Origin of the sequence: Xanthomonas dyei, from assembly GCF_002939865.1 — a bacterium.
In the GTDB taxonomy this organism is placed as follows: domain Bacteria; phylum Pseudomonadota; class Gammaproteobacteria; order Xanthomonadales; family Xanthomonadaceae; genus Xanthomonas; species Xanthomonas dyei.
The window spans coordinates 532,029-554,531 of the sequence record NZ_MDEE01000001.1; the positions used below are offsets into that span (position 1 = coordinate 532,029).

At 65.8% G+C, this 22,503-nt stretch carries 12 protein-coding genes and 1 other RNA gene; 6 read left to right on the top strand and 7 right to left on the bottom strand.

Annotated features, from left to right (window positions below):
- Positions 1–342: 342 nt before the first annotated feature.
- A complete protein-coding gene (locus tag XdyCFBP7245_RS02345) occupies positions 343–1,470 on the bottom strand; it encodes a FecR family protein (protein WP_280523178.1) in 1,128 nt (375 codons plus the stop codon).
- On the bottom strand, positions 1,467–1,991 hold the full coding sequence (locus XdyCFBP7245_RS02350; protein ID WP_104614187.1) for an RNA polymerase sigma factor: 525 nt from the start codon (positions 1,989–1,991) through the stop codon (positions 1,467–1,469). Before XdyCFBP7245_RS02350 ends, XdyCFBP7245_RS02345 begins: the two co-directional genes overlap by 4 nt.
- A gap of 278 nt (positions 1,992–2,269) precedes the next feature.
- Between XdyCFBP7245_RS02350 and XdyCFBP7245_RS02355 the strand changes: the two genes are divergently transcribed.
- The 3 genes from XdyCFBP7245_RS02355 to XdyCFBP7245_RS02365 are packed head-to-tail and all read left to right on the top strand — an operon-like array spanning position 2,270 to position 6,200.
- The gene (locus XdyCFBP7245_RS02355) at positions 2,270–2,845 is read left to right on the top strand and encodes a (2Fe-2S)-binding protein (RefSeq protein WP_104614188.1); all 576 of its coding nucleotides are present in this window, start codon (positions 2,270–2,272) and stop codon (positions 2,843–2,845) included.
- Positions 2,818–3,906 (top strand): FAD binding domain-containing protein, encoded by a 1,089-nt coding sequence (locus XdyCFBP7245_RS02360; RefSeq protein WP_170068456.1) that lies wholly within the window; start codon positions 2,818–2,820, stop codon positions 3,904–3,906. The genes XdyCFBP7245_RS02355 and XdyCFBP7245_RS02360 overlap by 28 nt, the downstream gene beginning before the upstream one ends.
- A complete protein-coding gene (locus XdyCFBP7245_RS02365; RefSeq protein ID WP_104614189.1) occupies positions 3,903–6,200 on the top strand; it encodes a xanthine dehydrogenase family protein molybdopterin-binding subunit in 2,298 nt (765 codons plus the stop codon). Before XdyCFBP7245_RS02360 ends, XdyCFBP7245_RS02365 begins: the two co-directional genes overlap by 4 nt.
- Positions 6,201–6,503: 303 nt before the next feature.
- Here the strand turns inward: XdyCFBP7245_RS02365 and XdyCFBP7245_RS02370 are convergent, their stop codons facing one another.
- Positions 6,504–7,079 carry a TetR/AcrR family transcriptional regulator gene (locus XdyCFBP7245_RS02370; protein WP_228325440.1) on the bottom strand — a complete coding sequence of 192 codons (576 nt, stop codon included), beginning with the start codon at positions 7,077–7,079 and terminating at the stop codon, positions 6,504–6,506.
- A gap of 132 nt (positions 7,080–7,211) precedes the next feature.
- On the opposite strand from XdyCFBP7245_RS02370, the gene XdyCFBP7245_RS02375 reads away from it, so the two are divergent.
- Both XdyCFBP7245_RS02375 and XdyCFBP7245_RS02380 read left to right on the top strand, forming a co-directional pair.
- On the top strand, positions 7,212–8,285 hold the full coding sequence (locus XdyCFBP7245_RS02375; RefSeq protein ID WP_104614191.1) for an NAD(P)-dependent alcohol dehydrogenase: 1,074 nt from the start codon (positions 7,212–7,214) through the stop codon (positions 8,283–8,285).
- A 184-nt stretch (positions 8,286–8,469) separates the two neighbouring features.
- Positions 8,470–10,755 carry a glycoside hydrolase family 3 N-terminal domain-containing protein gene (locus XdyCFBP7245_RS02380; RefSeq protein ID WP_104614192.1) on the top strand — a complete coding sequence of 762 codons (2,286 nt, stop codon included), beginning with the start codon at positions 8,470–8,472 and terminating at the stop codon, positions 10,753–10,755.
- Between the two features lie 214 nt (positions 10,756–10,969).
- Here XdyCFBP7245_RS02380 and XdyCFBP7245_RS02385 read toward each other — a convergent pair whose 3' ends face one another.
- The 4 genes from XdyCFBP7245_RS02385 to XdyCFBP7245_RS02400 all read right to left on the bottom strand — a co-directional run bounded on the left by XdyCFBP7245_RS02385 (position 10,970) and on the right by XdyCFBP7245_RS02400 (position 21,607).
- Positions 10,970–16,966, bottom strand: coding sequence for a coiled-coil domain-containing protein (locus XdyCFBP7245_RS02385; RefSeq protein WP_104614257.1), 5,997 nt, complete (start codon positions 16,964–16,966; stop codon positions 10,970–10,972).
- Positions 16,967–17,651: 685 nt separating this feature from the next.
- Positions 17,652–20,180, bottom strand: a complete 2,529-nt coding sequence (locus tag XdyCFBP7245_RS02390) for an excinuclease ABC subunit UvrA (RefSeq protein WP_104614193.1) — start codon at positions 20,178–20,180, stop codon at positions 17,652–17,654.
- Between the two features lie 331 nt (positions 20,181–20,511).
- Positions 20,512–20,587, bottom strand: a non-coding RNA gene (locus XdyCFBP7245_RS02395) — sX9 sRNA.
- A 381-nt stretch (positions 20,588–20,968) separates the two neighbouring features.
- Positions 20,969–21,607 (bottom strand): HD domain-containing protein, encoded by a 639-nt coding sequence (locus tag XdyCFBP7245_RS02400; RefSeq protein ID WP_104614194.1) that lies wholly within the window; start codon positions 21,605–21,607, stop codon positions 20,969–20,971.
- Between the two features lie 149 nt (positions 21,608–21,756).
- Between XdyCFBP7245_RS02400 and XdyCFBP7245_RS02405 the strand changes: the two genes are divergently transcribed.
- Positions 21,757–22,503, top strand: coding sequence for an EAL domain-containing protein (locus XdyCFBP7245_RS02405; RefSeq protein WP_104614195.1), 747 nt, complete (start codon positions 21,757–21,759; stop codon positions 22,501–22,503).

Genomic DNA, 22,503 nt, shown 5'->3' on the forward strand with positions numbered 1-22,503 from the left:
CACAGGCGGGAATGCTGCGTTGTACCCGGACTACGAGGGACGACAGCGACGATCGGGCACCGGTTTTTGATGAATTTTCTGTGACACGTGTACAGCGATGGCGCGATGCGCGCAGGCGCACTGCGCTGAGTGCACGGTGCGGGTGCTTCTGCCCGCGTACGCACGCGGGCAAGCCTTGAAGAGGGACATGGCTGATGTCGGAGTGCGAAACCCACACGAAGCCGCCGAGCCGGGTGCGCTTACCTCGGTGATGTCAGTGCGAGGCACACACACGCTGTCGCCCGGGCGTGCAGGTCTATGTCGGACGGGTCGTTCGGCCACTGCGGCGCCAGGTCGCTGTCGTCAGTGCGCAGCAGCGCCCTGCGCTGGTCGGCTGCTCACGCGCAACACGCCCGGCGCAGCGACCACGCGCAGGTTGGGTTGGTCGTCGAGAAACGCGCGCAGGGATGCGACATCGTCGCCGCGCAGGTTACCGGTGAGCCGCAACGCGCCGGCGGCGGCATCGTCGATGAGCAGGCGGGTGCGATTGAGCCGATTGAAATCCTCGGCCACGGTGGTCAGCGGTGCATCGCGGAACACGATGCGCCGCTGCCACCACGCATGCATCGCGGCGACATCCTCGTTGGACACGTCGACCCGGCCGGACACAGCGTCGATCCGTGCGCTCTGCCCGGCGCCCAGGTTCGCCAGCATCGGCTGCTGCTTGCGGTCATCGCGCCACACGTGCACGCGGCCCTCGGTGACTTCGATGCGCGCCTGCTGCCGATACAACGCAATATCGAAGGTGGTGCCGATATCTTCAACACGCAAACGGCCCGCAGACACCTGTAACCGACGGCGGTCCTGGGCCACTTCAAAGCTGGCCTGACCCTGCAGCAATTGCAGGCGACGACTCCACGGTGTCATGGTCGCGCGCACGCTGCTCAGCGCGTTCAGATGCACCACGCTGCGATCGGCCAATTGCACGCGGCGCTGCTCGCCATGCGCGGTGGCATAGGTCTGCGTGCGCGGCCACGCCCAGCCGGTCAAGACCGCCACACCGCACACGGCTGCTGCCAAACCCAGGATCCAGCCGCGAACACGCGCACTGCGCTGACCATCGGCGCGGTCCGGCGGTGGCGCATGTCGAGGCTGTTGTGGTTGTGGTTGTGGTTGCGGTTGCGGTTGCGGTTGCGGTAATCGCGACGGCAACGGCAACACGATCACATTGCGCGACGCTGCAGCCGCACGCGTGCGGCGATCGTCATCGAGCAAGGCATCCACATCCAGCTGCATGCCACGCAAGGCATCGCCTAGCTCGCCGGCCACGCGCAGCACGGCCATGTATTGGCGCACATGCAGCGGCGATGCGGTCAGCCATTGCATGAAGCTGGCTTGCTGCTGCGCGTCCAGCGCCTGCATGCGTTGCAGTGCATGCCAGTGCGCGGCCTCGCTGGCAGCCCTGCGGGTGGCCCAAAGACGCGTACTCACCAGCTCTCCCCGCTATCGGCAACCGCCTGCCTGCATGCCGACAACCCACGTACCACATGTTTCTTGACCATATGCGCAGACACGCCCATGCGCTCGGCGATCTGCTTGTAGCTGAGCCCATCGCGGTACTGCATCACCAGTACCGCGCAGGTGCGCTCGGGCAAGGTGGCCAGCAAGGCCTGCAACCGTTGCTGGCGCTGCTGACGGTGCGCGGCGTCTTCCACATCCTCGCCTGCGGCCAGCAATTGCGAAAACTGTTCCATTTCTTCAATCTGCAACGGCGCCTGCTTGCGGCGCACCGCCTGCTCGCGCGCAAGATTCAGCGCCACCGTGTACAGATAGGCTTCCGGATTGGCGATGCCCTCGCCCTGGTCCTGCTGCGCGCGCAACAGGCGTAGATAGGTTTCCTGCACCAGATTCTCGGCGTCTTCCTTGGCACCGCGGCGCACAAAGAAACCGCGCAGCACAGATCCGTGCTGCGTGAACACCTGGGTCCACGCGCGGCTGGCGTTGGCTTTCATCGTGCGCGCTCCCCTTGCGCTGGGTGGGCTAGCCTGGCCAATTCAGGTGACACCACGATGACGCGCAACGCGCAACGCACCTGCAAAGCGGGCCACTGCGCTGCGCAACCGATTGCCCAATTGCACGCCATCGCAATGCAGCTGAGCGAACGCCACAGCAACGCGGTTGACGTGCGCAAGCGCGATCGAGCATCGCTACATCTACACCGTCCCTACACCGCACCTTGACCCTACGCGCGTCAAGGTGAGCTCCCTCCAGCCATCGCCACGGGGTTCGCATGAATGCCACGCCCGCCACTGCCGATCACACGGCGCCGGCAATCGCCACCGCTGCGCCGACCTACCCGGTCAACCTGCGCATCAATGGCCAGCCCTATCAATTGCAACTGGAGGCCTGGATCAGCCTGCTCGATCTGCTGCGCGATCGGCTCGATCTCACCGGCACCAAAAAGGGCTGCGATCACGGCCAATGCGGCGCATGCACGGTGCTGGTCGATGGTCGCCGCATCAACAGCTGCCTGACGTTAGCGGTGATGCAGGACGGCGCCGAGATCACCACCGTTGAAGGCCTGGCCGATGGCGAGCAGCTGCATCCGCTGCAGCGCGCCTTCATCGCGCACGATGCGTTTCAGTGCGGGTATTGCACGCCGGGGCAATTGTGTTCCGCAGTTGGCCTGCTCAATGAAGGCAAGGCGCGCGACCGCGATCAGGTACGCGAATTGATGAGCGGCAATCTGTGCCGGTGCGGTGCGTATCCGCAGATCACCGATGCGGTGATGGAGGTGATGGGCAAGCCCAGCGACAGCAGCGACAGCGCTGCCACGCCGTGGACGCCCGGGACGGTGCCGGCATGATCCCGCTCAGCTACGCGCGCCCAGACAGCGTGGGTGCCGCTCTCTCTGCCATCGCATCGCGCGGCAACGACCCGCAGCCGGTGCCCTCCGACGCATCCGTGCGCCTGATCGCCGGCGGCACCAATCTCACCGACTTGATGAAGCTGCAAGTGATGCGCCCCAGCAGCCTCGTCGACATCAATCGCCTGCCGCTGGACAGCATTACCACGCTGCCGGAGGGCGGCCTGCGTCTGGGCGCACTCGCACGCAATGCCGACACCGCGTATCACCCGGACGTCGAGTCGCGTTACCCGTTGCTGAGCGCGGCAATCCTGGCAGGCGCGTCGCCGCAGATCCGCAACATGGCCAGCAACGGCGGCAACCTGTTGCAACGTACGCGCTGCCTGTATTTCTACGATCACGCCACACCTTGCAACAAGCGTGCACCGGGCAGCGGGTGTTCGGCCATTGGCGGGCTGACCAAGTACAACGCCATTCTCGGCACCAGCGCGCACTGCATCGCCACGCATCCGTCGGATATGTGCGTGGCATTGGCCGCGCTGAATGCGGTGGTGCATGTGCAAGGCCCGCAAGGCGAACGCGACATTGCCTTTGCCGATTTTCATCGGTTGCCTGGCGATCATCCGGAACTGGACAGCACGCTGGCGCCGGACGAGTTGATCGTGCATATCGATCTGCCCGACGCGCAGCGCTTTGTCGCCCATAGCGCCTATCTGAAAATCCGCGAGCGCCTGTCGTATGCGTTTGCACTGGTGTCGGTGGCTGCTGCGCTGGAGTTGAACGACGACGGCAGCATTGGCGAGGTGCGTGTCGCACTGGGCGGGGTGGCACATAAGCCGTGGCGTAATCCCGATGCAGAAGCGCAGCTGGTGGGATTGCCAGCGACCGCAGATACCTTCGCAGCTCTGGCCGATGTCTTGCTGCAAGGTGCACAAGCGCAGGGCGAAAACGCCTTCAAGCTGCCAATGGCGCGCCGCGCCATCGTGCGCGCACTCGAGGTCACACGCGAGGGCACCACCGACAACCGCGGGCGCACCAGTGCGCTGGAGCAATCGCCATGAACGCACGCAACACCGATCTATCCAACAGCGAATTGACGCCGCCGGTCGCCGATCAAGGCACCGGCTTCCGCCCCACCGGCACGGGTGTACCGCGCATCGATGGGCGTGCAAAAGTCACCGGCCAGGCGCGCTATGCCGCTGAATGGCCGGTACCGGATCTGGCCTATGGCGTGGTGGTCAGCAGCACCATCGCCAAGGGCACGATTGTCGGCTTCGACCTGGCTGCCGCACGCGCGGTGCCGGGTGTGCTGGAGATCGTCACCCACGACAATCGCCCGCACATGCGAGGCATGGATCTGTTCTACAAGGACATGACCGCGCCGGCCGGCTCGCCGTTTCGCCCCCTGTACGACAACACCGTGCGCTACAGCGGGCAGCCGGTGGCACTGGTGGTGGCAGACACGTTCGAGGCTGCGCGCCATGCGGCGCATCTGGTGCAGGTGGAGTACGCCCAGGAGCCGCACGCAACCAACCTGATGACCAACCTGGACCGTGCGCACAAACCCAAGGCGTTGAAGGCAGGATTTTCGCCACCGCCCAAGGACAAGGGCGAGCCGGACACCGCCTTCGTCAATGCCGCCTGCCAGGTGCAGGCCGAGTATTACAGCGGCGTAGAGCACCACAACCCGATGGAGTTGTTCGCCTCTACCGTCATCCGCGAGGAAGACGGCCACTTCACCATTTACGACAAGACTCAGGGCTCGCAGAACAGCCGCTGGTATGTGTCGCATGTATTCGGCCTGAGCAAGCGCAAGGTCACCGTGCGCAACCCGTATGTGGGCGGCGCGTTCGGCTCCGGCCTGCGGCCGCAATATCAGCTGGCGCTGGCGGTGATGGCCTCGATCAAGCTGGATCGCTCGGTGCGTGTGGTGATGACGCGGCAACAGATGTTTACCTTCGGCCATCGCCCGGAAACCGTGCAGCGGCTCAAGCTCGGTGCCGACCGCGATGGCCGCTTGCGCGCCATCTGGCACGAGGCCATCGCCGAGACCTCTCGCATCGAAGATTACGTCGAGGTGGTGGTCAACTGGAGCGGGCAGCTGTATGCCTGCGACAACGTGCATCTTGGCTACAACCTGGTCAGCCTGGATCAGTACAGCCCGATGGACATGCGCGCGCCCGGTGCCACCCATGGCATGCATGCGCTGGAAGTGGCGATGGACGAGCTGGCCTACGCGGTCGGCATCGATCCGCTGGCGCTGCGGCTGAAGAATTACGCCGAGGTCAATCCAGCCGATGACAAGCCGTTTTCCAGCAAGGCCTTGCGCGAGTGCTACCAGCAAGGTGCCGAGCGCTTTGGCTGGGCACAGCGTCCGCCGCAGCCGCGCGCACGCAAGGAAGGCCGCGAGTGGGTCGGCTGGGGCATGGCCACCGGGCAGTGGGATGCGATGCAGATGTTTGCGCGCGCCCACGCCGTGCTGCACGCCGATGGCCGCCTGGTGGTGAGCAGTGCCGCCAGCGACATCGGCACCGGCACCTACACGGTGATGGCGATGATCGCTGCCGAAGCGCTGGGCCTGCCGCTGGAACAGGTGACCTTTCAGCTTGGCGACTCGACGTTGCCTGTCGCACCGATTGAAGGCGGCTCCTCGCATGTCGCCACGATCGGCTCGGCGGTGGACGGTGTATGCGGCAAGTTGCGCACGCGCCTGCTGCGCCTGGCCCAGGCCTTGCCCAACTCGCGCTTTGCGCGGGTCACGCTGGACGATGTGGTCTTTGCCGACGGCACGATTGCACTGCGTGCCGATGCCAGCAGCGCGATGGCGTTACCTGCATTGTTGCGTGCGGCCGAACTGGAGCAGATCGAAGACAAGTTCCTGCTGCTGCCCAACGTGCTCAAACAGCGCAAATACACCCGTGCCACGCACGCTGCGGTGTTTGTGGAAGTGCGCGTGGACGAAGAGCTTGGCAGCGTGCGGGTGACGCGTGTGGTCAGCGCGATTGCTGCAGGGCGCATTCTCAACCCGACCACCGCGCGCAGCCAGATCATCGGCGGTGTGGTGTGGGGCATCGGCCAGGCCTTGCACGAACATACCCAGGCCGATCACCGCTTCGGCCGCTTCATGAATCACGATCTGGCGCAGTATCACGTCTGCGCCAATGCCGACATCCACGACATCGAGGTGATCTTTGCCGACGAAGACGACCGCGTGGTCAGCAGCCTGGGGGCGAAAGGCGTCGGCGAGATCGGCCAGGTGGGGGTGTCGGCAGCCATCTGCAATGCCATCTTCCACGCCACCGGCAAACGCATCCGCAGCACGCCAATGACGCCGGACAAGGTGATGGCAGACTGAGCGACCTGCTGCGGGCTCTCAGGATCTCGCAGTCAGGGCTGATGGCGTCTCCCCACGGGCTCGATATCGCACGATGTCGGGCCCGCTGCGTGATTGCGAACGCGCCGTGCAAGCACAAGCTAACCCGGCTCAACCACTCAACGAGATACAGACCGCACAGCTCGCCGACATCCGGCAGGCGCCATCACGCCTCTGTCGCCGTTGAGCACGCGACACAGTGCCGCTTGACGACTGACGTCAAAACGCGATGACCACTCCAGATCAACACGCCGCACCAACCCGCTCACCTGCACGCCACCGGCATCACCGTCCGCGCACGGCCTTCTTCTTGCCCGGCGTCTGCGCACTGCCCGCCTGCACCGTCGACAATGCCATGGTGATCAGACCGGCGATCAAACGCCGCAACACCGCTTCGTTGTCCGCCGATGCCTTGAGGCTGGTGGTGGCAAGCCGCAGGATGTAGGCAAGATCGGCCGCAGACATCGCGCTGTTGTCGCGCACATGCGGGCGCAGCAGTTGCACCAGGGTGTCTTCCATCTGCTGGTACAGCGCATCCAGCGCGTCGGGCGCATACACACCGCAGTTGGCAACCAGATCCAGCCCGTTTTCGGAATCGATCACCGCAGCCACCGGCTCCAGCACCCAGATATCGAACAACTGCCGTAACTGGGTCTGCAGATCCTGCGTGTCGCGCACGCGTTGCGCGGTTGCGGCCGCGCAAACGTCGCGCTGACGCATCACCTGCGCGGCAAAGATCGCCTCCTTGTTGGGGAACGCGGCATACAGCGATGGCCGCGACATCTGCGCAGCCTGGGCGATGTCGCTCATGCTCACCTTGCGGTAGCCATGCCGCAAAAACAGCTGCAGCGCGGTCTCCATGACACGCGCCTCCTTGCTTTCGGCAGGCGCTGTGGCGGGGATAGCCGCCTTCTTCGATAACTTTACACTTGACATTATTTGTAAATACGTAAATCTTACAAGTTCCGCCAATTGTAAAGCACAGCGACCGCCATGACCTTCGCCAATCCACACACCAGCGGCGCCAGCCGCACCACCCGCGCCTATGCGGCGCTCGAGAAAGAAGGCGCCATGGTGCCGTGGCAGTTCGAACGCCGCGCGGTACGCGCCACCGATGTCGCAATCAAGGTGCTGTTCTGCGGCGTCTGCCATTCGGACCTGCACTCGGTGAACAAGTGGGCCAGCGAATACCCGCTGGTGCCGGGCCATGAAATCGTTGGCGAAGTGATCGAGCTGGGCGCGGAGGTCGAAGGGTTTACGCTGGGCCAGCGCGTGATGATCGGCACCATCGTCGATTCCTGCCGGCACTGCGCGCCCTGTCAGGCGCATGACGAAGTGTATTGCCACGCCTTCCCCACCCTGACCTTCGATGGCGTGGATCGCGTGGACGGCAGCCGCACGCGCGGCGGCTATTCGGAGTACTACGTGTCCGACGCCCGCTTCGTCTACCCATTGCCCGACGGCCTGGACCCGGCCGGCGCCGCGCCATTGCTCTGCGCCGGCATCACCTGCTTTGCGCCGCTGCACCGCTACGGCATCGGCCCCGGCCACACCGTGGGCGTGGTCGGCATCGGCGGGCTTGGCCATCTCGGCATCAAGTTCGCCCGTGCCATGGGCGCGCATGTCGTCGCCTTCACTACCTCGCCCAAGAAAGCCGCCGAAGCGCACCGCCTGGGTGCGCACGAGGTGGTGGTCTCCACCGATGCGGCGCAGATGCAGGCACAGGCCTACCGCTTCGATTTCATCCTCGACACCGTCTCGCGCAGCTACCCCATGAACGACATGCTCAAGGCGCTCAATCTCGACGGCACGCTGTGCACGCTGGGCCTGCCCGACCAGCTGGATTTCCGCCCGGTGCTACTTGCCATGGGCCGCCGCAAGGTCACCAGCTCCGGCACCGGCGGCACCGCCGACACCCACAGCATGCTCGCGTTCTGCCAGCAGCACGGCATCGTGGCCGATATCGAATTGATCAAGCTGCAGGACATCAACGCCGCATTCGAGCGCGTCCACAACAACGATGTGCATTACCGGTTTGTGATCGATCTGCAGGCATCGGCCTTGTAAGCCGATATCCGCGCAGTGCCGGCGCGGCCGCTACGCGCGTCGGCACTCCTGCGTGCGTTGCCACGTCTGCCCAATGCACGGGCCATGCCCTTCCGAAGCCCCCACATCGATTGCGAACCCGACCCGCGCGTGGGGCATCGCGCTGATGTAGCGTGAGCGTCTCTTCCGCCCAGCAAGGCTCCGTATGCATCCGCGTACTACGCGTCGTCAGTTGCTCCGTGGTGCGGCCACGCTCGCAGTGCTGTCGCGCATTCCGAGCGGGTGGGCGCTGCCGCCGGGGCCATCGCATGGCCCGGCCTTTATCGAGGCGCTGATCGCGCGCATGAGCGTGGAAGAAAAGGCCGGCCAGCTGAGTCTTTTCAGTTCCGCAGAACAGGTCGACAAGGCGATCGTCGCCAACCCCGTCCGCAAGGACGCAGCCGGACGCAACCAGCTGGCCGCGGCACGCGCCGGGCGCTTGACCGGCGTATTCAACGGCTCCAACGTGCGCTGGCATCAGCAACTGCAGCAGGCTGCGCTGAAAAGCCGGCTGCAGATTCCGCTGTTCTTCGCCGCCGATGTGATTCACGGCTTTACCACGGTGTTTCCGGTGCCCTTGGCCGAAGCGGCCAGCTTCGAGCCCGCGCTGGCCCAACGCACCGCGCGCGCCGCGGCGATGGAAGCCAGCGCGGTGGGGATCGACTGGACCTTCGCCCCGATGGTGGACATCGCCCGCGATGCGCGCTGGGGGCGCGGCGTGGAGGGCGCGGGCGAAGACGTGCTGCTGGCGCAACGTTTCGCGCAGGCGCGGGTGCGGGGGTTTCAAGGCGATGCCGGCCTGGCGCATGCCGATGCACTGGCGGCCTGCCCCAAACACTTTGCCGCCTATGGTGCAGCCGAGGGAGGACTGGACTACAGCACCGTGGACATCTCCGAGCGCACCCTGCGCGAGGTGTATCTGCCACCGTTTCAGGCCGCCTTCGCGGCCGGTGCGGTCACCACCATGGCTGCGTTCAATGCGCTGTCGGGCGTGCCGGCAACCGCCAATGCCTGGCTGCTCGGCACCGTGCTGCGGCAGGACCTGCGCTACACCGGGCTGGTGGTGTCCGACTTCACTGCCGACAAGGAGCTGGTTGCGCATGGCATTGCCGCCGACGATCGCGACGCGGCGCGGCTGGCGTTTCTGGCCGGGGTGGATATCAGCATGGAAAGCGGCTTGTATCTGCAACACCTGCCGGCGCTGGTGGCCGCTGGCGCGATCTCGATGCAACAGCTGGATGCCTCGGTCCGCCGGGTGCTGGGCTTCAAGGCGGCACTGGGATTGTTCGACGACCCGTTCCGGCGCATCCAGCCTGCCCGTGCGCAACCACGTCAGCGCTGTGCAGACAGCATGGCCTTGGCGCGCGAAGCGGCGCACAAGTCGATGGTGTTGCTGAAGAACGACGGCGAGCTGTTGCCGTTGCGACGCAGCGGCCAACACATCGCGCTGATCGGGCCGATGGCGCGCGACTGGGTCGATCATGCCGGGCCGTGGAGCCTGTTCGACCAGGATGATCGCGACAACACCGTGGCCGCAGCGCTGTCGCGCACCATGACGGACCCGCAGTTGCTGCAGGTGGTGGACGGCAGCGGCTTCGACCGCCCGCTCCCCGGCGGCGTGCAGGCCGCAGTGGCCGCCGCGCGCAGTGCCGACGTGGCGCTGCTGGCGATCGGTGAACCCATGACCTACTCGGGCGAGGCGCAATCGCGCACCGAGATCTGCATCCCGCAGGTCCAGCAGCAGTTGCTGGCGGCAGTGGCGGCCACCGGCACGCCGGTCGTGTTGCTGCTGAGCACCGGCCGCGCGCTTGCGTTGCAAGGCCCGGCGCTGCAGAGCGCGGCGATCCTGGTCACCTGGTTTCTGGGCTCGGAAGCCGGCAACGCAATTGCCGATATCGTGTTCGGCGTGCAGGCGCCGTCTGGCCGCTTGCCGGTGAGTTTTCCGCACGCCGCAGGCCAGGTGCCCTACACCTACGCGCATCCGCCCAGCGGCCGCCCCAACCTGGATCCGCACGGCTTGCAGCCGTACACCACGCACTATCGCGGCGTGCCCAACACGGCGTTGTTCCCGTTCGGCCATGGCCTGACCTATGGACGCATCGCCTACACCGATCTGCAGCTGAGCGCGCCGCAGATGACGGCCACCGGCAGCCTGCAGATCAGCGCACGCATCAGCAACCATGGCAGTCGCGACGCCGACGAAGTGGTGCAGCTCTATCTGCGCGACCGCACTGCCAGCGTTGTCCGCCCGGTGCGCGAGCTCAAGGACTTCCGCAAGGTCAGGGTGCCGGCCGGCGGCAACGTCACCGTGCAGTTCGAGCTGCGTCGCGCGCATCTGCTGTTTGTCGGGCAGGCAATGGCCCCGATCGTGGAGCCGGGCCTGTTCGATGTGTGGCTTGCGCCATCTGCCGAAGCCGACGGCCTGTCAGCCAGTTTTGAACTGCTGGGCTGATGCATGCTGCGATGACCCGCGTCGCTGCGCGGGTCATCGACACGGTGTGCACGGCGGGTCGGCTCCCCCTGATCGCCTCCTGCCGCATGCGCCGCGTTGATGCGCCACCATCATCGGCGCACTGACGCTGCTGGCCTCACGCCGTCGTGTGAGGCTGTTGCAAATGCGCGTCCGCTGGCAGGACCGCATTCAAGCGAGCCAAGCGCAGACATGCTCATTGCGTATCGACCAGGCTGATATCGCCTTCGGCAACCGTCCGGGGCACGCCATCGTCGCCAGACGGGCCATTCAATGTCGCCATCACGGCAACCCGCGCCTCCTCACCCAGGTCGCGCGCACGCATCATGGTCTGCTGCGCGGCACGTGTCTGTGCACCGATCTCGCGCACCGCATCGGCTTCTTCAACCAGCCTGGCGTGCAGGCCCTGCGCCAACGAGACCAGCACACCGATGCGATCGCGCGTCTCGGTCCATTGCTGCCGGACCCTGCCCAGCGTCGTTTGCGCATCGTCAACGGCCCTGACCGCCGCAACCTTTCTGGCGGTGTCGTTGGCTGAAGCATCGGCGCCCGACGGCTGCATTTGCAGTGCCTGCAGCGCCTGGCGTCGGTTGTCGGCATCGCGCTCGGCGTCTTCGACCGACCGGCGCTCCAGATCAGACACGCGCTGCAGATCCTTCAAACGAGACATCAGGTCGTTCAACCTGTCGTCCACATCCTGCAGTTGCGCCTCCTGCGCGTCATACGCCTCTTCGATCCGACGCAGGAGCTCGTGGACCGCTTCAACCAGGGAGGACTCGCTTTGTGTAACCCGCTGCAGGAACTCGAACGCATGCTGAGCGACCGCAATGTCATCCACCCCGCTGGGGCTGGCCATGTGGCTGCGCAGGAGCTGGTGCGCCTGGGCGAGCGCGTCATCGGCCTGTGTCACCCTGGCGCGATCAGCCTGCAGCGACGCAAGCGCCTGGCGCAAGCTCCACGGTGCAATCGCCACCTCGGTGATGCCCTCGCCTGTCGGTGCAAGTGCGGCCAGCAGCCGGTCGATGCGTTCGCTTGCCTTGGCCTGTGTCAGGCCCACCTTCTCCAGCAAGGCAGCGCAGTGACCGCGCTGCGCGTCCACGCGCTGTGTCTGTTCTTCCAAGCGGGTCAGTTCGCGTGTCAGCGCACGCACGTGCGGACCGTCCGGTAGCGTGCCCGCCTGCACAGACCGTTCGAACACATCATCGCGCGCCTCCTGTAATCCTGGGCGTTCACCACGCGGAGAGGCCGGGCCAGGTGGCGGCACCTGCGCCCGCTGAGGTTGCCCCAGCGCCTGCACGCCGGCCTGCTGCAGGCGGTCCAGTGGGCGGCGTAGCGCACGCGCACCGGCTTCGAGGACTTCCGCCCCCTCGATGCGATCGTACAGCCCGTACCGGAACTGAATCTCCGCCTCGAACAATTGGTGCGACGCCACCGACGTCGCCGCCACATTCAACAGTGGCAGGCCGACACGGCTGGTGACCGGATTTTCGTCGGTGTTGTGCACGGCGATGGCCGCAAGCCGGTACAGATCCGGCGATTGCTGAGCATTGATGAGAACGTCCTGCCAGGACATTCCGTCGTTGGACGTGTGCACCCCCAGTGCCGCTGCCGCCTGTGCATGCTGCCTGGCGACCAGTGCGTCGTTGATCGCCACCATGGCCTGCGGCCGCATCTCAAACACGAAGCGGACCTGATTGACATGCGGGATGTCCTTGAACCTGCGCAACACCTCGTCCAGCCCGGGAATCTTGCGGCGCATCTCGGCAACGTCGCGCAGCTTCTCGCCCAGGGCGTAGTGGCCGATGGCATGACTGACTACCGCATCCAGCGATTCGCGTCCGAACATGTTGATCTCCACGCGGGCGCCGGGAATGACGCGCGCGCGCTGCTGGATGGCTGCGGCATCCTGCTGCCGCAGCTGATGCAGCATGTCGACGACCGACGCGCGCTCGGACGGCGTGCCGCCTGTCCATAACGATGCCGACGCAGCATCGGTCGCGTGCGCGGCCCGCGCCCGTTGTTGTGCCAGAGCTGCCCCAGCAAGCGCCGCGCCAGCTTCGATGGCCAGTGCCTCAGGTCCCTGGATACGTTCGAGCACGTTGCGCAGCACGACGCTGCGCTCTTGCGGCGTGGCCGGATACTCCATCGCGCCCAGTTCGGCGCTGCCTTCCGGAAAGATGGCCTTGAGCCGCGCACGCAGCATGTCCCATCCCTGCCGCGTCACTGGCTGCGCTGCGTGCGTATCCAGGGTGCGCTTGTAGCTGGCGGTGCCCAATAACGGGCCTGTGCGCGTATCGTCCAGTACCGCGTCGGTTGGCAACTGCACGTCGCTGGATGCCACCCGCACGCCTGCCAGCTGCAGCGTGCCGGCACCGGTGGCGGCATTGACCAGCCGCTTGAAATTGCGTCCCAGCACCGATGTCAATGCGCCGCCCAGATTGATGCCGCTATTCACCTCGGCATTGATGCCGACACGCCCCTGGAATTCCAGCCCGATGATGTCTCGCCACGCGTGGTCCAAATGCAATTCCATCTGGCTCCATTGCACCCCCATCTGCGCCGTCACGCCGAACGGCAAAGACGCCGAAACCGCGCTGCGCGGGGTAGCGGTGGCTGCGCCCGGTGCGACGGGTTGTTTCGCACCGTAGGGATGCCGCACTGCCAGCGGCTGCACGGTCAGGTTGGCGTTGAGCGACGCGTTGACATTGGTTTCGAACAGATCCAAGCCGATCGCCCCTTCCTCCACGCCTGCGCGTAACAGGTCGGTGGTCTCGCTGGCGTGCCGGTCGAACAACAGCCTGGCGAATTCGGGAATGGTGTCCGGCGACAGGATGACCGCGGCGCCCACACCATGTTGATAGGTCCCGCCCATCCCGAGATTGGCCGCCCCGCCCCAGGTTGCAGACACCGTGTTTGCTGAGTCGTCGTGGTACACATGCCCGCCGGTTCCCGGCCCGGGACGAAGATCGATGCGCAGGCCTGCGGTTCCGGACGCGGTCGCCTTTGCGTGACGCACGAAGAAGGCAACCAGGCCCGCGTCGCCGTCCTTCGAATCGCCGATGCGCTCGACGCCCAGCGCGTGGATGGCCTCACCGCCCATACCGACATTGATCGGATTGACATGCATCCATTGCGCCGAACCCAGCGAGCCGCGCAGTTCGGCCGAGCGCACCCGACTCGAGAAGAAGGTGCTGCGATTGAACAGGTCTTGCAGCACATCGATCATGCGCGAGGCCATTTCATCCGGGGCGCTCCCCGGCGGCAAGCCAAGACTCTTGAGCAGCTGCAGCTGGCGGGCGTTGCCGGGCGTGGTGACCTCCTGCCGAAACGTCGACACCACATCATCGAATGCCTCCAGTTCATGCCAGGACGACAGGCCCCACTTGGCCAGCGCATGCAGCCCGGACTGCTCTCGCCGGGCGACTGCTGACTCCAGCGCGTGCGCATCGTCGACGCCCAGCAGCGCGTTGTACTCGACCAGACCTGCGAGCAGGCAGGCGCCGCGCAGCGCATTCGGCGCGTCGGCGGCTTGATCCTTCTGGGCGGGCAAGGCGACCTGGACGGTCTTGAGTCGATGGCTGACCTCGCGCAACTCGGCAAGCAGCGCATGCTCGGTGTCGCTCAACGCCTGCGGATGTAGCGCTGCGCCACCGGCCAGGGCAGCGATGCAATGGTCAAATGACGGCAGCAGGTCATCGTCTTTCTGGACCGCAACGCGTGTGACCGCAGAGCGCGCCCGCCGCCAAAGTTCAGCGGCGCGATAACTGGCCGTGGAACTTGCGCGCTGGATGGCAGCCCCGTCCGCCATGGAAAAATCGGCGGCCAGCGCACCTTCGCGGAATCCGATCTTGCGCAGATCGCGCAACAGGCCGGCCAACGCCGTTTCGCGCAACCCGACCAGCTGCGCGTGCTGATCGGGCGAAAGTCCCTCGACCGGTTGGCGCGGACATGGCGCAGCAGCAATGCGTACCTCCGCAAGCACCGGCAAGGTGTCGAACAATTCCAGCGCCAGCAACTGCGCCTGCGCCGCTTCCTGACGGAAGCCGGCAAGCCGTTGTTGTTGCGCAGTGGGTGGCTGTGCCACGCCGGTCCAACCGGCCATGGTGCGCGCCGCGCCCCCGGCCATGTCGACGGCCACCTGCACGAGCGTGGCAGCCTGCGCGCGACCGCTCTGGGCCAAAACCTGCGTAGTCGAGCGCAGGGTCAACGGATCGGTGGAGGTGGTGCCCAGCAAGGTAGTGCTGATCGCGGCGTCGTGGTCGGGCGTCCTGATCCGGGTCGCCTGCTGCTGGTTTACCTGGGCATTGGTCCCGGACTGGGTACCGGCAACAGCCAACGCATCGGGTGACGGATGCACAGCCACGCGTGCCGGCAAGCGGATGCCATCGGCACCGGTCATCGCTGGCAATAGGGCGTGCCAGCGCGCGCCGATCTGCAGCTGAAGTTGCCCGGTCCGCGTGCTACGGAGTGCACCGGGCGGCGGAAGCGTCTGTGGCAAGGTGATCGGTACCACGTCCCACTGCCCATGCTTGGTCAGCCGGTTCAGCTGCGCAGGCCCTTCGCCCGATTGGTTCAAGGCATACAGCACATCGTCCAACCCGACCGCGATGGCAAGCGGGCGCTCCAGCGCAGGCAACATGCCGAGGTTGCCTTCCGCATCCACCTTGATCAACTTCCGCGACGCCGTCATCACCACCGCGTTGCGGTCTGCGTGCATGGCCACCTGCGCGACGGCTTCATCGAAGCGGGCAAGCGACGTACAGCGCACCTCCACCACATCCGGCACCACGGCGAGCGGCCCACCGGAGGGCGTGCTGGGCACCGGATTGGCCGCCAACCAGGTGGTCCGCCCGGGAAGCGTGATCTCGACCAGTTGCGGCGGCTCAGCCAAGAGCGCAAACACCGGCCGACGATCGACGAAGCCACGCACCCCGGTATGCAGAGAAACAACACCGGTGAGCGGCGCGCCATCGGCAAGGGTCAAGCGCTCCCATGGCTGGTCCGGCGCGGGCGAATAGTGCAGCACGCCCTCCAGGTGCCCCAACCGGGCGTGTCCATCCAGCACCACCGGCGACTGTATCGCCTCATCGACAGGCAGCTGCAGCCCTTGGCTGCGCATCAGCACAAGCGGGCGGTCAAGCATGAACGCCGGCTGGAATCGCGCCTGCCCTGCCGGCCGTTGCAACGAGATGCGGTGCCCGGCACTGTCTTCCAGCACAAGATGCACACTGTGATCGGTCGCCACCCCCATCGACGTCACCGCCCATCCCTGTGTGCGATCCATCCCTTGCGGCAGCTTCAGGCGGCGCGCAACGATCGGCCCGCTACCGCGCATATCGGCCTCATAAACGCGCCCTTTGTCATCGAGCACCAGCGCAGCCTCGCCGTCAGGATGGGCCAGCGGCAACACATCGACCGGCAGCGCAGGCGTCGATTCGAACGCGGGCCCACCCTGCACCGGGCGCAGCAGCTCCACCACCCGGCCGGGGCTGTCCTCATCGCAGCGGCGCAGCACGCCGTCATGAAGCATGCACGGCCGGCCATCTGCATCGAAGCGCAGCACGGCACCGGCAGGCGGATTGTCCACGCTGACGGAGATCTGCTCGCTGACGGCACGCCAGCAGTGTGCGCCCGCCTGCAGATACACCGCACCATCGGCCTGCCGCCCGAGCATGCGGATATCCACGTGCGCACGGCAGCTGGCGGGTAGCGGAACCGGTGCCCAGCCCTGGCTCGCATCGGCACGATGCAGCTGGTTGGCACGATAGGTGAAGCATTGGCCATCGGCCGCCTGCCAGATGCCGGTCAGCAGACCAATCGGCGGCTCGGCAAGCTGACTGGCGATCTGGTCGGCTGTCGGCGCCGTACCAGTGCGGCGTTCGACGTCCGGATGCACGGTCAACCCTGCGATCAGCAAACCCGGCGTTGTGGTGAAAAACGCCTCGTTGCGTGGCATCCGCGGGTCCTTGGGATCGGCCACATAGCGCAGCAGACGTCCACCGCCGCCCAGCGCCGATTCGCTCTGGATCGCCGGTCGACGCGCAAGACAGGCGTCGATCATGCGTGCGACATCGCGATCCGACGCCGCCGAGCCGTCGAATTGCACACCGACACGTCGGCCATGCTGCGACTGGGAACTGCGCACGCGGACCGTGGCGGCCGAGGTGCTGGACGCGCCTCGCCTTACCGGCAAGTCGGCCAGCGCATGCGGCGCAGGCTCGGAGGACGGCGCCTGCGGTGCGGGTGTGGTCGGCATCGGCGCGTCGACTGACGCTGGTGTCGGCAGCAGCCCAGACGCACGCGATGATGCGATGGAATTGTGTGTGGTCATCGAACGATCCAAAATTAGGATGCGCGGCGCGAAATCTGTGCGGTGACGCCTCACATCGAGTGAAGTACCAGAGCCGTGCATCACGACCAGGCAGGCCTGTGGATGCTTCACGCTGCACAACGCGTGCGCGAGGCAATCCATTCGGCTCGATCGGCAGCACTCAATCTGGCGCGGGTAACGCCGAGGCACGCAGTGGCGCACTGATGCACCACCAGCTCATGCCAAACGTGGAATCCTCCAGAGACGCGCGCTTACGCGAGCGTCGGCACACCGATGGCGTGCACGCGATGGAACAGGCTCTCGCCACCGAGCGTGACGCTGTTGTCTTGACGCCATTAAGCGCATGTCGCCCTCCCTCCCAGAAGAGATGACACCTTGTCAGCATGTCGGGTTGCCGGCGCGTCGGGCATCCAACGTGTCGCCGTCCCGCTAACAAGATAGTGCGCTGAAGATCGCGCGGAACTTCACATGCGAAACGTTGCGCGAGATGGCGAAGCGCGACATCGTTTGAATTGCGACCTTATCGGTCAGTTGCGACCTGTGTCGCCTAAACGATCAACGCCGCTAGAAACGCAGCGGTACGGCTATGGGCGTGTTGCGCCACTTGCGCCGGCGTGCCTGCAACCACCACGTTGCCGCCGGCATCGCCCGCGCCCGGCCCCATGTCCAGCACCCAATCGCTGCTGGCAGCCACGCGCATGTCGTGCTCGACCACGATCACCGTATTGCCGGCGTCCACCAGTCCTTGCAGCTGGGTCATCAAGGTATCCACATCGGCCGGATGCAGGCCGGTGGTGGGCTCGTCCAGCACGTAGACGGTGTCGCGCCGCTGGGCGCGTTGCAGTTCGGTGGCCAGCTTGATGCGCTGCGCTTCGCCACCGGACAACTCGGTGGCCGGCTGGCCCAGACGCAGATACCCCAGCCCCACTTCGCGCAAGACCTGCAGCGGCCGCAGCACGCTGGCGTCGTCGGCAAAAAATGCCACCGCCTGATCCACCGTCATCGCCAACACCTGCGCGATGGTGTGCCCGCGCAGTTCGATCTCCAGCGTCTTGGCGTTGTAGCGCGCGCCGTGGCAGGTGGGGCACGGCGCATACACGCTAGGCATGAACAGCAGTTCCACCGACACCGAACCTTCGCCTTCGCAAGTGGCGCAGCGGCCCTTGGCGACGTTGAAGGAGAATTGCCCGGGGTCGTAGCGACGGCGGCGCGCAGTGGGCGTGGCCGCAAACAACTTGCGCACCGGATCGAACAAGCCGGTGTAGGTGGCAAGGTTGGACCGCGGCGTGCGACCGATCGGTTTCTGATCCACGCGCACCAGCCGGCGCACGCGATCGAGCCCGCCGACGATCGCACCACCCAACGGCACCTGCGTGCCGCGCTCCAAGGGGTCCAGCGCGTCGTCCTCTTCAGACGCTGCATGACCAAGATGCGCGGCCAGCAATTCCACCAGCGCCTGGCTCACCAGCGACGATTTGCCCGAGCCGGACACACCGGTCACCGTGGTGAACACGCCCAACGGCAGATCCACATCCAGCGCGTGCACGTTGTTGCGGGTGATGCCGCGCAGCTGCAGCCAACCGGTCGCGGCGCGCGCATGGCTTAGCACCGCCGGTGGCGTGCCGAACAGATAACGCCGCGTGGACGATGCCTCCACCGCGTCCAGACCCGCTGGCGGGCCGCTGTAAAGCACCTGCCCGCCATGGACGCCGGCCGCAGGACCCACGTCCACGATCCAGTCGGCATGGCGGATCACATCCACCTCGTGCTCGACCACGAACACCGAATTACCCGCCGCCTTCAACTGGTCCAGCGCACCCAGCAGCGCCTGCGCGTCGGCCGGGTGCAAGCCCGCCGATGGCTCGTCCATCACGTACACCACGCCGAACAACTGCGAGCGGATCTGCGTGGCTAGCCGCAGGCGTTGCAGCTCACCCGGCGACAGCGTAGGCGTGCTGCGCTCCAGGCTGAGATAGCCCAGGCCCAGCGCCTGCACCACGGCGATCCGCGCACGTAGATCTGCGGCAATCCGTTGCGCGGCGATCACCTGTTCCGGGTGCTGCGCGGCGCCCTTCTTCTTTGCCTGCGTGCGCACATCGGCATCGGCAGCCGGGCGCAACAGCTCGGCCACCTCATCCAGCGGCCTGCGCGACAGCTCGCCGATATCCAGCCCGGCAAAGGTCACCGACAACGCCTCGCGTCGCAGCCGCTTGCCATCGCATTGCGGGCACAGCGTACTGACCAGATACTGCGCCACGCGCTTTTTCATCTGCGCGCTCTGCGTGCTGGCAAAGGTGTGCAACACATAGCGCCGCGCACTGGTAAAGGTACCCATGTAGCTGGGCTCTTCCTTGCGTTTGAGTGCGCGCTTGACCTCGGCCAGGCTGTAACCGGCATACACCGGCACCACCGGTTGCTCATCGGTGTACAGAATCCAGTCGCGGGTTTTCTTCGGCAGCGTGTGCCACGGCACATCTACATCGTGGCCCAGCGTGGTGAGGATGTCGCGCTGATTCTGCCCATGCCAGGCGCCCGGCCAGGCGGCTACCGCGCGCTCGCGGATGCTCAGGCTGCGGTCGAGCACTATGGTGGCTTCGGTGGCGTCGTAGATGCGGCCCAGGCCGTGACAGGTGGGACAGGCGCCGGCCGGCGTATTGGGCGAAAATCCGTCTGCATAGATGATGTCCTGCCCCGGCGGATAACTGCCCGCACGCGAATACAGCATGCGCAGCGAGTTGGAGATGGTGGTGACGCTGCCTACCGAGGAGCGCGCACTCGGCGCGCCGCGTGCCTGCTGCAGCGCCACCGCTGGCGGTAGCCCGTCGATGGCATCCACCTCCGGCACGCCCACCTGGTCGATCAGGCGACGCGCATACGGCGAAATCGAATCCAGATAGCGCCGCTGCGCCTCGGCGAAAATAGTGCCGAACGCCAGCGACGACTTGCCCGAACCAGAGACGCCGGTGAACACCACCAACGCATCGCGCGGAATGTCCACGTCCACATTCTTGAGGTTGTGCTCGCGCGCACCGCGCACACGCACCAGGCCGGAGGACGACGAGATTGCGTTGGACATGACCACCAGACCGACTTTCGGGAGCGCACTAGCCTAGCGCGGCGCGCATGCAGCCGATGTCGTCGTGGCATCGCTCGGTGCAGCCGAGTGCTTGGGGTCAACAGCCTAGGTCGGTCGAAGGCGCGGTGCCCTCACCGCTCGCGGGACACGCCGTGAATCCGTCCGTGGAGGCTCGGTGGCGGCATGCATGCCGCCACACGGTCCCGCAAGCGGCGAGGACACCGCACCAGAGAGTTGGTCGGTCACTAGATGAAAAGCGGGCCATTTCGCGACCTGCGTTGGCTTGCTGGTACGAGTCGCACAGATGCATTTGAGCCAGCGAGTTAAGAGCGGCTAGCAACACGTAGCGAGCAGTCGTCAAGTGGGTGCGGACGGCGCGCAGGAACCGGAGTGTACGAGTGGTCCATGCCGATTCCGAGCACCGGCCGCGCCCGCCTGGCGGTGAACACAGTCGTTTTGGTAGCTGCTCTAAAAGCACACCATGCATCTTGCGACTCTGCGCACCGACCATCTCCGGTGGTCCTTGCCAGCCCACCGTCGCGGGACCTTACGCGGCATGGATGCCGCGTAAGAGCTTACAAGGACGTACTTGCAGCGTGTCCCGCGATGGTGGGCGGACAAGGGCCCTGCAGCCAAGCCGCAACTCAGCCGCTCTGCAGCGCTACAACCGACGTATCCACACCGTAAATCGCACCTGGCAACCCGGTCGTGGATCGATGGGAACCACACCCCGGCCGCGCGCACCTGGCGGTGAGCGCAGTCGTGTTGCCGGCTGCTCTGCAACGCGCTCATCCCAGCGCGTGCGCCGGCACCGACCGCTCGGCGGTATCGGCAAGTGCCTGCATGCGCATGACAACGCCACTAAACAGCCGCGCGGTGGCGGCATCGCGCGTGCGAAAGATGGCTTCCAGCTCACCGTAGTACCACAGCGTGCCCTCGCGCCCGGCAGTGAACACGTCGAAGATGTCCTGGCCCACCGCCGGGTTTTCCAGGTCCTGCACGATGGTGCGCGCGTTATAGAGCTTGTCGCAACCGGACACCAGCAGTGCGCGCTTCGGCGTGTTGCGCAGATGCTCCAGGTAGGCCTGCTTGCGCTCGCGCCAATCTTGCTTGCGCGCACGCGCACTGGTATCGCCCTCGGCCTTGTCTTCGGCAGTGGCATCGGTGCAGGCCATCACGATGTCGGCCACGGTGTCGCCGAACTGCGCGCGGATCGAGGCCTCGTGCCCGCCGCCGCAGTCTTCCACCACATCGTGCAGCAAGCCGGCAATAGCCTGCTCTTCATCGCCGCCGCATTCCAGCACTAGCGTGGACACGCCAAGTAAATGGCTCAGGTACGGAATCTGCGTGCCCTTGCGCACCTGCCCGGCATGGGCGATGCGCGCGTAGTCCACGGCCTGGGCGTAACGTTCGGTGAGAGCGGTCATGGGGCGTCCGATGCGAGCGATGGCACAGTATCGCCGAGCCGAACCACACGCGGGGTGAGGATGCTGCGCTGCGCAATTTGGGCTCAATGACGCGCCATTGCGGCCGATAAGATTAAGCTCGATCCACGCCGCACGATTGTGTCTACGTCATGACCCAACTTCCTGTTTGCAACGCCTGCCGCGACGGCCAAGACTTTCCCACCGCCATCACCATGGCCTTCCAGCCGATCGTGGACGTCTCCACGCGCAGCATCTATGCCGGCGAGGCCTTGGTGCGCGGCATCAACGGCGAGTCGGCTGGCAGCATCCTGGCCGCGGTGGATGAGCGCAACCGGTATGCCTTCGACCAGGCCTGCCGCATCAAGGCGATCGAATGCGCCGCGCAGATCGCGCTACCGGCGCTGCTGTCGATCAACTTCATGCCCAATGCGGTCTACAACCCCGAGCACTGCCTGCGCGCCACGCTCTCGGCCACTGAGCAACACGGCTGGCCGCTGGACGCGATCATCTTCGAGGTCAGCGAGCAGGAACACCTCACCGACCCCGCACATCTGCTGGACATCCTGCGCACCTATCAGGCACGCGGCATGAAGACCGCCATCGACGACTTCGGTGCCGGCTATGCCGGGCTCGGCCTGCTGGCCGACTTCCAGCCGGATCTGCTCAAGCTGGACATCGCCCTGATCCGCGGCATCGACACCGACCGCAGCCGCCAGGCCATCGTGCGCCACGTCACCCGCATGTGCGAAGACCTCGGCATCGCCGTGATCGCCGAAGGCATCGAACAACCCGACGAATACCGCACCCTGCGCGACATGGGCATCCACCTGCAGCAAGGCTACCTGTTCGCCAGACCGCAGATCGGCCTGCTACCGCAGGTGCAGTGGCCGGAGTGA

Coding starts and splice junctions, on each gene's coding strand:
- XdyCFBP7245_RS02405 (WP_104614195.1), top strand. CDS start 21,757: ATGACCCAACTTCCTGTTTGCAACGCCTGCCGCGACGGCCAAGACTTT.
- XdyCFBP7245_RS02355 (WP_104614188.1), top strand. CDS start 2,270: ATGAATGCCACGCCCGCCACTGCCGATCACACGGCGCCGGCAATCGCC.
- XdyCFBP7245_RS02370 (WP_228325440.1), bottom strand. CDS start 7,079: ATGGAGACCGCGCTGCAGCTGTTTTTGCGGCATGGCTACCGCAAGGTG.
- XdyCFBP7245_RS02400 (WP_104614194.1), bottom strand. CDS start 21,607: ATGACCGCTCTCACCGAACGTTACGCCCAGGCCGTGGACTACGCGCGC.
- XdyCFBP7245_RS02390 (WP_104614193.1), bottom strand. CDS start 20,180: ATGTCCAACGCAATCTCGTCGTCCTCCGGCCTGGTGCGTGTGCGCGGT.
- XdyCFBP7245_RS02350 (WP_104614187.1), bottom strand. CDS start 1,991: ATGAAAGCCAACGCCAGCCGCGCGTGGACCCAGGTGTTCACGCAGCAC.
- XdyCFBP7245_RS02375 (WP_104614191.1), top strand. CDS start 7,212: ATGACCTTCGCCAATCCACACACCAGCGGCGCCAGCCGCACCACCCGC.
- XdyCFBP7245_RS02380 (WP_104614192.1), top strand. CDS start 8,470: ATGCATCCGCGTACTACGCGTCGTCAGTTGCTCCGTGGTGCGGCCACG.
- XdyCFBP7245_RS02365 (WP_104614189.1), top strand. CDS start 3,903: ATGAACGCACGCAACACCGATCTATCCAACAGCGAATTGACGCCGCCG.